The sequence below is a fragment of the Pseudoxanthomonas sp. LjRoot204_2 genome, assembly GCF_056175765.1.
The window spans coordinates 1-9,209 of record NZ_JBGFFG010000101.1 but is presented as its reverse complement, the minus strand read 5'-3'; the positions used below and the strand labels follow the sequence as shown (position 1 = coordinate 9,209).

Genomic DNA, 9,209 nt, shown 5'->3' with positions numbered 1-9,209 from the left:
CTGAAAGCACCGGTCGTGATCGGTCGCGACCACCTCGACTCCGGCAGCGTGGCCTCGCCCAACCGCGAGACCGAAGCGATGAAGGACGGCAGCGATGCGGTATCCGATTGGCCGCTGCTCAACGCGATGCTCAACGTCGCCGGTGGCGCCACCTGGGTGTCGCTGCACCATGGYGGCGGCGTGGGCATGGGCTACTCGCAGCACTCGGGCGTGGTCATCGTCTGCGACGGCACGGCGGAGGCCGACAAGCGCATCGCGCGCGTACTGTGGAACGATCCCGGCACCGGCGTGATGCGGCATGCGGATGCCGGTTACGACATCGCCGTGCAGTGCGCGAAGGAGCAGGGGTTGAAGCTGCCGATGGCGTGATCGTGATCAGGGTCGGCCGTACGGGGTCGTTGAGAGCTCCGCATCTTCGGGACGGCGGATAGGGATCGCTCGGGGAGTCCGAGGTACTCGAAAGAGGATTTCAAGCGGATGTTCGCTGCGCTGGATGAGAGCGATCTCATCCAGCGAGGCCTCGGCCCGCTGACGCAAGAGGCGCGCGAGGCGCTCACCGAGTTGCTGGCAGAGCGTGGGCTGGCAGGGCATGCGCTCGACCTGAAGGTAGCGGAGGTCAGGCGGTCCCTGTTCGAGCGCAGTGGCGTGACCAACCACTGCGACTACTGCGGGAAGTCCGTCATTCTCCAGCCCGTGAGGCGCGGCGCCCAGAAGTTCTGCAGCCAGTGCTGCAGCGAGGACTCCATGCTGTCCGCGCGGGCGGCGACACTTGCTCCCGACCTCGTCTACCAGCATGCAATCGCCATGAAGTTCGGCGAATGTCCATGCTGCCAGCGTGGCGGCCGGACCATTGAAGTGCGCGACGCTTATCACGTGGTCTCGCTGGTATGGATATACAGATACTCTGAAACCGACCAGCTCTGCTGTCGCGAGTGTGGGAGCAAAGCGAACGGATGGGCGGCGGCTGTGTGCGCATTGACGGGCTGGTGGTCGGTGTTGGGCCTGTTCTCTACCCCCTACGTCATCATGAAGAACCTCCTGGCTGTGTACCGGCGGAGAGACGGCATCGAGCCTTCTCCCAAACTCCTCTACCGGGCGCAGCTGGACCTTGCGCGCAAACTGCCGGCGCTGCCCGACGCCGCCAGCCTCGGCACTTCCGCGCGCTGACCCCAGCGCTCCGTCGCTCCCCCGGTCCAGCAGCGGGACATCCTTCTTGCCCGGTGCCCAGGCCGGCGCCCCGGGCGCCATCCCGAGGCGTCGCCGCGTACGGGCGGCGGCGGCCGGATGTGTCATGCTTGCCGTCGTCTCAACGACTGGAGTAAACGTGATGGCCAAAGGCCTGGACAAGAAGAAAGAGACGAAGAAGAAGCCTGCGAAGACCCTGAAGGAAAAGCGGGCGGAGAAAGGCGAGAAGAAGGCGACGCGCGGATTCGCGCCCACCTGATCCGGATATCTGGACTGAGGTTCGATCCCGGGCGAGCATGGCGGACCCGGGAGGTGCGGGGTGGTGTACGCGGCGAGGGGCCGGACACTCCCATTCGCGCATGATCCATCCGTTCGTGCCAAGCGCATCCAGCGCGCGTCAGCGCCGTGCGGGGTGTCCGCATCCGGTCAGGCGACGCGCGCAACGGCAACGTGCCGCGTAGACCAGCCCTGCATGGGCTCAGGGCGAATCCGCGCTGCCAAGGCGCGCCAGCTGCTCCTCCAGTTCCACCTGCCGCGAGATGTCGGTGAACACGCCGAACCAGCCGCTGCTGCCGTCCTCCATGGTGCGGCGGATCGCACGACTGGACACCCAGCGCCAGCGGTCATCGAACCAGAACAGGCGGAACCGCGTCTCGAAGGTGTCGCGCGCGTGCACCGCAACCAGCCATTCGGCGCGCACGCGCACGCGGTCTTCGTCTTCCATGCGTGCATACCAGGTCGCCAGTCGCGCTTCCATGGTGCACCCTTCGGGTTCCTGCGGCGCCGGGCTGATGTAGGTCAGCGCGCCATCGCCGTCGCTCACCCACGCCACGTTGGGCCCGAGTTCCACTGCGCCGCGGTAGATCGCCTCCCGCGCCCGCATCTCTTCCTCCGCGTGCTTGCGGTCGGTGATGTCGATGGCGACCACCGACACGCCGATGGGCTGCGCCATCTCGTCGGTCACGCGCGTGCCGACCACCAGGAAGGTTTCTTCGCGGTTCGGGAAGCGGAATTCGACGCGGGAGATGTCGCCCCTGTCCAGGATCCGCTGCGATGCCTGCATGATCCATGCCGCGATGTCGGGCGTGTAGACCTGCTGGACATGCGCATCCACGATCTCGCGCAACGGCCTGCCCACCATATGCGCGAACTGCGTGTTCGCCGCCGCGTAGCGCATGTCCGTGTCGAGGAAGGCCAGTCCGACGGGCGCATTGGTGTAGAGGGAGGACAACTGGTGCTGCCGCAGCCACGGCGACAACGGCCGTGACGCGGGCGACGCGGCGTGCACGGGCGCGTTGGTCAGCAGGTTTGCCACGGCATCGCCCGGCATCGGCTTGCCCGTCAGCCAGCCTTGTGCGAAATCGCAGCCCAGCTCGCGCAGCACGTCCGCCTGGGCGCCGGTCTCCACGCCTTCGGCGACGATCGGTACGTCCAGGCTGTGTCCCAGCCCGATGATGGCCGAGACCACCTTGCGGCTCTCGCGGTCGGTCGCCAGGCGCCGGATCAGGCTGCCATCGATCTTCAGTTCGTCGAAGCCTAAACGGCTCAAGCGCACCATGCTGGAGAACCCCGTGCCGAAATCGTCCAGCGCCACGCGCACACCATGCGACTTCAGGTAACCGAACGCACGCTCGGTCGCGGGTTCGTCCTCGACCAGCTCATCCTCGGTCATCTCGATGCAGATGCGATCCAGGGAAAACGACGATTCGGACATCGCTTCCAGCAGCAGGCGCACGGCGGGCGCGTCCTGCAGCAGCGAAGGCGGCACGTTGAATGCCAGGCAGAAGTGGCCAGGCCATGCGCTGGCCTCGCTGCAGGCGCGGCGCGCGAGACTCAGGGTCAGCAGTGGCAGCAGCGATGCCTGCAGCGCGATGGGGATGAAGTCTTTCGGCGGCACGTCGCCGAACGCGGGATCGTGCCACCGTGCCAGTACTTCCAGTCCGTGGATGGCGCCTGTCCGAAGGCAGACGATCGGCTGGTAGGCCGGGAATATCTTCTCGTGGCAGACCGCATCGGCGATCCGCTCACGGAGCATGTTGGCCGTGTGAAACGGTGGCGTCGCCATGCAGCTCCCCTGTGCAGCCTCGCCGGACAGCCCCGTATCGCCGGGGAACCTTTCCCCATCGGCCGTGGAAGGCACGACTTGAGCGACACCGACCACCTTAGCGCGCGTCGTCGTGCGACGAAAGCGCGTCCCGGCCCGAGCTCACGTAAGGGCGGTTACATGGTTGTGGTGCTCATTGCGGGACGCGGCGGATCTTCGATACGTCGTAGCCCAGCGCTTCGATCTGCCGGATGCGCGCCTGGTAATCGGCGTCGGGAATCTGCGGCGTGCGCGCCATCAGCCAGACGTAATCGCGCTTGCTGCGGCCGACGATGGTCTGCTGGTAATCGGCATCGACCCAGGCGATGACATATTCGGCCTGGATCGGCCAGACGAACTGCATGTCCCAGACCGCGCCGCCTCCGTCCGGCTTCACCGTGCCAACCGGATGCATGGTTTTCTCCGGACCGTCCAGCGCGCCCTTGCGGAAGCGGAACGTGGTCTGGATGCGGCCGTCCGGCATGCGGGCGTAGGACTCGACCGCCTTGTAGGCCTCCCGCTCCGGGAAGGAGGGGATGTGGGCGATGACGTACCAGTCGCCCATGAAGCGGTCCACGTCCACCGGTGCGGCGGTCGGGATGGAAGGCTTGACGTTGCCGGAGCGGCATGCGGCGGTCGTCGCGACGACCAGTGCGAGTACGAGAAAGGGCAGGGTACGCATGTCAGTGCCCCCGCGCCGGACGCTGGAACCGGTAATGCGCCACCAGCCACTCCTGGCCGTTGCGGTAGCCGAACAGCTCCGCGCACGCCATCCAGAACATGCGCCAGCGCTGGTTCCACAGCGCGGCGGCATCGCCATACGCCTCGCGCAGCACGCCCATCACCGCTTCGCGGTTCGCGTCGTGCCGGGCCAGCCAGTGGTTGGCGGTGCGTTGGTAATGTGTGCCGTCGAGCAGCCAGCGCTCCTGCAGGTGCAGATGGTCCTGGAAGAACAGCAGCAGGTCGGCCGACGGCATCATGCCGCCGGTGAAGAAGTGCCGGCCCATCCAGTTGTCTTCCCCCTGCGTCTCGAAGGGATACATCAGGTGGCGGTGGACGAAGATGTGCACGAACAGCGCGCCGCCCGGGCGCAGCGCATCGTGGATGCGGCGCATCAGCGCGGCATGGTTGCTGACGTGCTCGAACATCTCCACCGACACGCAGCGGTCGAACGCCTGCGGTTCCAGTTGCAGCTGGTTCACGTCGCAGGTGATGACGCGCACGTTGCGCAGGCCGCGCTCGGCGCAGCGCGCTTCGATGAACTGGCGCTGCGAGTTCGAATTGGACACGGCGGTGATGCGCGCGTTCGGATAGCGCGCGGCCATCCACAGGGTCAGCGAGCCCCAGCCGCAGCCCAGCTCCAGGATGTCCTGCCCGTCGGCCAGCGCGGCGCGCTCGCCGTACAGCGCCAGCATCGCCTCTTCGGCCTGGTCGAGCGCTTCCGCGCCGGTCGGGTAGTAGCAGCTGCTGTACTTCAGCCGTTCGCCAAGGCAGTGACGGAAGAAATCGGCCGGCAGTTCGTAGTGCTGCCGGTTGGCGGCATCGGTATGCACGGCCAGCGCGCCCTGGCGCAAGGCGCGCAGGCGGTGCGCCAGCAACGCGGATTGCGCTTCCTGGCCGCCTTCGCTCTCGTCGCGCAGTCGCTGGGCGCACAGCTGGCGGATGCCGGCGCGGATCGCCGCATCGGGCAGCAGGCCACGTTCGGCCAGGCCCAGCAGGCCCGGGGCAGCCTTGTCGGCAGCCAGTTCTTCCACCATCGCGTTCATCGTGTCGCCTCCTCGGCGGCGGGTTTGGGAAACCAGGGGAACAGCATCGGCGTCGTACGCTGGTACTCGCGGTAATCGTCGCCGCGCGTGCGCAACGCCTGCGCTTCCGTGTACGGGATGCCGCTGATCCAGCGCAGGAACACGTACATCACCACCGGCCCGCACCACGACAGCCACGCCCACGGCGAACCGACGGCGAGCGCGATGTAGGCGAACCAGTGCAGCCACTCGAAGAAGTAGTTCGGATGGCGCGAATACCGCCACAGCCCGTCTCGGCAGGTCTTCCCGCGGTTGCCGGGGTCGGCACGGAAGCGTGCCAGCTGGCGGTCGGCGATGGCCTCGCCGGCCACGCTCGCGATCCAGATCGCCACCGCCAGCACGAGCCACGGCCATGCAGTGTCGACCGGGCTGCGTGCGGCCGCGGCGAAGGGCAGTGCGAACAGCACCACCAGCAGTGCCTGCGCCATGAAGAACAGGAACAACTTGCCCTGGTGGCCTTGCCAATGCTCGCGGAGGTACCGGTAGCGGCCGTCTTCGGGCTCGCTGCGCACGCGGTGCCAGAGATGCAGCGCAAGGCGCGCACCCCAGGTCCCGCCCAGCACGGCAAGGACGGCGCGGGCCTGCCAGGCGCCGTCGCCCAGGGCGGCCAGTAGCACCGCCGCGCCGCCCACGCAGGCCGACCACAGCACGTCGACGATGCCGGTGTTCTCGTGCCGTCGCTGCCATGCCCAACCCAGCGTCATCACCGCCGCCGCCAGCACGGCGACAAGACCGAGCGCATGCAACGGATTCATACGGCCTCCATCGCGTGGCCGGGGCGCGCCATCAGCACGTGCGACACGCCGATGGAACGCTCGAGGAAGCCGCCCTCGCAGTACGCCAGATAGAACTCCCACAGGCGGATGAAACGCTCGTCGAAGCCCTGCGCGCGTACCTCGGCCAGGCGGGTCATGAAGCGACGGCGCCATGCGCGCAGCGTGTACGCGTACGACAGGCCGAAGTCTTCCTGGTGCACCACCTGCAGGTCGCTGGCCCGTGTCTTCGCGGCATACATCGCACTGAGCGACGGGATGAAACTGCCAGGGAAGACGAAGCGCTTGATGTAATCCACCGAATCGCGCGCCTGCGCATAGCGGTGGTCTTCGATGGTGATCGCCTGCAGCAGCGCCCGGCCACCGGGGCGCACCAGGCTGCCCAGCTTGCCGAAGAACGTCTCCAGGTACTGCGCTCCGATCGCTTCTATCATTTCGATYGACACCAGCTTGTCGTACTGACCCTGCAGGTCGCGGTAGTCCTGCAGCAGCAGCGTCACCCGGTCCTGCAGGCCGGCGGCGGCCACGCGGGCGCTGGCCATCGCGTGCTGTTCGCGCGAGATCGTGGTCGTGGTGACGTGGCACCCGTAGTGCTGTGCCGCGTGCAGGGCGAAACCGCCCCAGCCGGTGCCGATCTCGACCACGCGATCGCCCGGGACCAGCGCCAGCTTGCGGCACACCGCATCGAGCTTGCGGTACGACGCGGTGTCCAGGTCGTCGTCCGGCGAGGCGAACATCGCCGACGAGTACATGAGGTCCGGCGACAGGAGCAATGCGAAGAAATCGTTGCCCAGGTCGTAGTGCGCCGCGATGTTTCGACGGCTGCCTTCGCGCGTGTTGCGGCGGAGCGCATGCCAGCTGCGCAACGCCCAGCCACCGAGCCGGGCCAGGCCGCCTTCCATGCCGTCGAGCAGTGCGCGGTTGCGCACCAGCAATCTCACCAGCGCGACCAGGTCGTCGCAACGCCACTGGCCGGCGATGTAGGACTCGCCGGCGCCCACGCTGCCCTGCGCGGCGACCGCGCGATAGAACGCGGCATCGTCGATCCACAGGTGCACCGCGGGCAGCGCGTCGCCACCGGTCCGGCCGAAACGGTGCTCGCCCAGCGCATCGCGTACCACCAGCATGCCGTGGTCCAGCGCGTCCAGGCGCGCCAGCAACTGCGAGCGCAGCAGGCGGTCGAGCGCGCCGTAGGAAGAAACGGCAGTGACGTCGGCGATCTCGTTCATGGGGTCTCGCGGGCAAGGGAAGGGTGGTCGTGGACGGGTGTGCGCTTCAGCCACAGGCGCAGTGCCTGCCAGTGGATGCCGGTCATCACCTGCGCGGTCATCAGGGGGTAGCGCCACAGCACGCGCGCCAGCGAGGCGCCGTCCAGCGGGCGCCTCTGCAGCGTCAGCGTGGCGTCGAAGGCGCGCTGGCCTTCGCGATCGACCTGCATGTGCACGCGCAGGGCGTCGTCGGGCGTACTGAAGCGCCAGTGGTAGGCGCACGCCATGGGCAGGAAGGGCGAGACATGGAAGGCCTTGTCGAAGCCCCATTCCCAGCCGTCGCCTTTCGGCACGCCGTCGCGAACGGGCAGCACGTAGCTGTGCCGCTCGCGCCAGGGCGTGTTGGTGATCTCGGCAAGCACGGCGTCCAGGGTGGTGCCGTCGGGCTGGAAGCAGTAGTAGAAGCTCACCGGGTTGAACACGTAGCCGCCATAGCGCAGATGCGTCAGCAAGCGGACCGGACCTTGCGGGCGATGGCCGGTTTCGCGCGCGACGCGATCGCGCACGGCCTCGGCCAGGGGCTGCTCGTGGGGCGACAGGTAGTCGCTGCGACGGAATTCGGCCAGGTTGCAGCGATTCACCGACCACAGCCAGCGTCGGTCGAAGATGCGTTCCACCTCGTCCAGGTCGAGGTAGAGCTGCGCCATGCGGTAGCGGAAGGCGTGCGGGCGCGGCGCATGCCGCCGATGGCGCACCCATCCTTCGTACACCGCGCTGGCGAGGTCCGCCTTGGCCGGCCCGGCATTCATGCCGGCACCGGTGCGTCTTCGCGGATCACGGGACCCGCCGCATGCTGCGTCTCGAATGCCTCGACCAGCGCGCGCGCGCTGCGGATGCCATCCTCGTGGAAGCCCCAGCCCCAGTACGCGCCGGCGAACCAGGTACGCCGCACGCCCTGGATCTCGGCCTTGCGCCGCTGCGCCGCCACCATGGCATGGTCGTACACCGGGTGCCGGTAGTGCATGCGTCGCAGGACGCGCGCCGGATCGATGGCCTCGCTGCGGTTGAGCGTCACCACGAACGGCTCCGGCGAGTCGATACCCTGCAGCAGGTTCATGCAGTAACTCACCGTGCAGGGCGCGGCGGGATCGGCGGGAAGATGCGCGTTCCACGCGGCCCAGGCCTTGCGATGGCGCGGCAGCAGGCGGGCGTCCGTGTGCAGCACGGTGTCGTTGGACTGGTAGCGGATCGCGCCCAGCACGCCGCGCTCGCGCGCGTCGGCATCGTGCAGCAGGCGCAGCGCGTCGTCGCTGTGGCAGGCCATCACCACATGATCGAAACGTTCGGTGCCGGTGGCGGTCATCACGCCCACGTGCTCCTCGCAGCGGAGCACGGAATGCACCGGCGTGGAGACCCGCTCGCGCACCTTCCACCGCCGGCGCAGCGCCTCCACGTAGGTCGCCGAGCCGCCCGTCACCACGCGCCACGGCCGGCGTTCGCCGAGCGTGAGCATATGGTGGTTGGCCATGAACTGCACCAGGTAACGGGCCGGAAAGGCGAGGATGCCCTGCGGCGGCGACGACCACAGGGCCGAGGCCATGGGCACCAGGTGCTCGTCCCGGAAGGCGGCGCCATAGCCGCCCTGACGAAGGTAGTCGCCGAGGGTGGGGCCCGGATCGTCACCCTCGAGCAGCGCGGGCGCTTCGCGATAGAAGCGGGCGAGGTCGCGCAGCATGCCCCAGAAGCGCGGCGACACCAGGTTGCGGCGCTGGCAGAACAGCGTGTCCAGTGACGTCGCGTTGTATTCCAGGCCGCTGCGCGCGCTGTGGACGGAGAAACTCATCGTCGTCGGTTGCGACGCCACGCCGAGTTCGTCGAACAACCCGCACAACAGGGGATAGTGGTCGGGGTTGAACACGATGAAGCCGCTGTCGATGCGGTATTCGCGGCCCGCCTGAACGACGGTATGCGTATGCGTGTGGCCACCGAGGTAGTCGTTGGCCTCGAACAGCGTCACCTCGTCTTGCTGCGACAACCACCAGGCCGAGGCCAGCCCGGCGATGCCCGATCCGATGACCGCGATGCGCATGCTCAGCGCCTCGCCTTGGCCAGTACCCACGCGGGCACCGGCTTGAGATCGCGCACCAGCCCGAAC

The 9,209-nt window shown here is 67.9% G+C and carries 8 protein-coding genes and 1 pseudogene; 2 read left to right on the top strand and 7 right to left on the bottom strand.

Going from position 1 to position 9,209, the window contains the following annotated elements; translation table 11 throughout:
• Nucleotides 1-369, top strand: a pseudogene (locus AC04L7_RS06765) (urocanate hydratase); the annotation flags it as partial.
• A 108-nt stretch (nt 370-477) separates the two neighbouring features.
• Nucleotides 478-1,167 carry a hypothetical protein gene (locus AC04L7_RS06760; protein WP_435997353.1) on the top strand — a complete coding sequence of 230 codons (690 nt, stop codon included), beginning with the start codon at nt 478-480 and terminating at the stop codon, nt 1,165-1,167.
• Nucleotides 1,168-1,663: 496 nt separating this feature from the next.
• On the opposite strand, the gene AC04L7_RS06755 is transcribed toward AC04L7_RS06760, so the two are convergent.
• The 7 genes from AC04L7_RS06755 to AC04L7_RS06725 form a co-directional block, all read right to left on the bottom strand.
• Nucleotides 1,664-3,250: a sensor domain-containing phosphodiesterase gene (locus AC04L7_RS06755; protein WP_435997355.1), complete on the bottom strand. Its 1,587-nt coding sequence runs from the start codon at nt 3,248-3,250 to the stop codon at nt 1,664-1,666.
• A gap of 172 nt (nt 3,251-3,422) precedes the next feature.
• A complete protein-coding gene (locus AC04L7_RS06750) occupies nt 3,423-3,950 on the bottom strand; it encodes a lipocalin family protein (RefSeq protein ID WP_299341186.1) in 528 nt (175 codons plus the stop codon).
• Between the two features lies 1 nt (nt 3,951).
• Nucleotides 3,952-5,034, bottom strand: a complete 1,083-nt coding sequence (locus tag AC04L7_RS06745) for a cyclopropane-fatty-acyl-phospholipid synthase family protein (protein ID WP_435997358.1) — start codon at nt 5,032-5,034, stop codon at nt 3,952-3,954.
• The gene (locus AC04L7_RS06740; protein ID WP_435997360.1) at nt 5,031-5,828 is read right to left on the bottom strand and encodes a DUF1295 domain-containing protein; all 798 of its coding nucleotides are present in this window, start codon (nt 5,826-5,828) and stop codon (nt 5,031-5,033) included. The genes AC04L7_RS06745 and AC04L7_RS06740 overlap by 4 nt, the downstream gene beginning before the upstream one ends.
• Nucleotides 5,825-7,075, bottom strand: a complete 1,251-nt coding sequence (locus AC04L7_RS06735; protein WP_435997362.1) for a class I SAM-dependent methyltransferase — start codon at nt 7,073-7,075, stop codon at nt 5,825-5,827. Before AC04L7_RS06735 ends, AC04L7_RS06740 begins: the two co-directional genes overlap by 4 nt.
• On the bottom strand, nt 7,072-7,863 hold the full coding sequence (locus tag AC04L7_RS06730) for a DUF1365 domain-containing protein (protein WP_435997364.1): 792 nt from the start codon (nt 7,861-7,863) through the stop codon (nt 7,072-7,074). The genes AC04L7_RS06735 and AC04L7_RS06730 overlap by 4 nt, the downstream gene beginning before the upstream one ends.
• The gene (locus AC04L7_RS06725; protein WP_436000975.1) at nt 7,860-9,143 is read right to left on the bottom strand and encodes an NAD(P)/FAD-dependent oxidoreductase; all 1,284 of its coding nucleotides are present in this window, start codon (nt 9,141-9,143) and stop codon (nt 7,860-7,862) included. The genes AC04L7_RS06730 and AC04L7_RS06725 overlap by 4 nt, the downstream gene beginning before the upstream one ends.
• Nucleotides 9,144-9,209 lie beyond the last annotated feature (66 nt).

Excerpts from the sequence above, each read along its gene's own strand:
- AC04L7_RS06730 (WP_435997364.1), bottom strand. The coding sequence starts at position 7,863 with ATGAATGCCGGGCCGGCCAAGGCGGACCTCGCCAGCGCGGTGTACGAA.
- AC04L7_RS06755 (WP_435997355.1), bottom strand. The coding sequence starts at position 3,250 with ATGGCGACGCCACCGTTTCACACGGCCAACATGCTCCGTGAGCGGATC.
- AC04L7_RS06750 (WP_299341186.1), bottom strand. The coding sequence starts at position 3,950 with ATGCGTACCCTGCCCTTTCTCGTACTCGCACTGGTCGTCGCGACGACC.
- AC04L7_RS06725 (WP_436000975.1), bottom strand. The coding sequence starts at position 9,143 with ATGCGCATCGCGGTCATCGGATCGGGCATCGCCGGGCTGGCCTCGGCC.
- AC04L7_RS06745 (WP_435997358.1), bottom strand. The coding sequence starts at position 5,034 with ATGAACGCGATGGTGGAAGAACTGGCTGCCGACAAGGCTGCCCCGGGC.
- AC04L7_RS06760 (WP_435997353.1), top strand. The coding sequence starts at position 478 with ATGTTCGCTGCGCTGGATGAGAGCGATCTCATCCAGCGAGGCCTCGGC.
- AC04L7_RS06740 (WP_435997360.1), bottom strand. The coding sequence starts at position 5,828 with ATGAATCCGTTGCATGCGCTCGGTCTTGTCGCCGTGCTGGCGGCGGCG.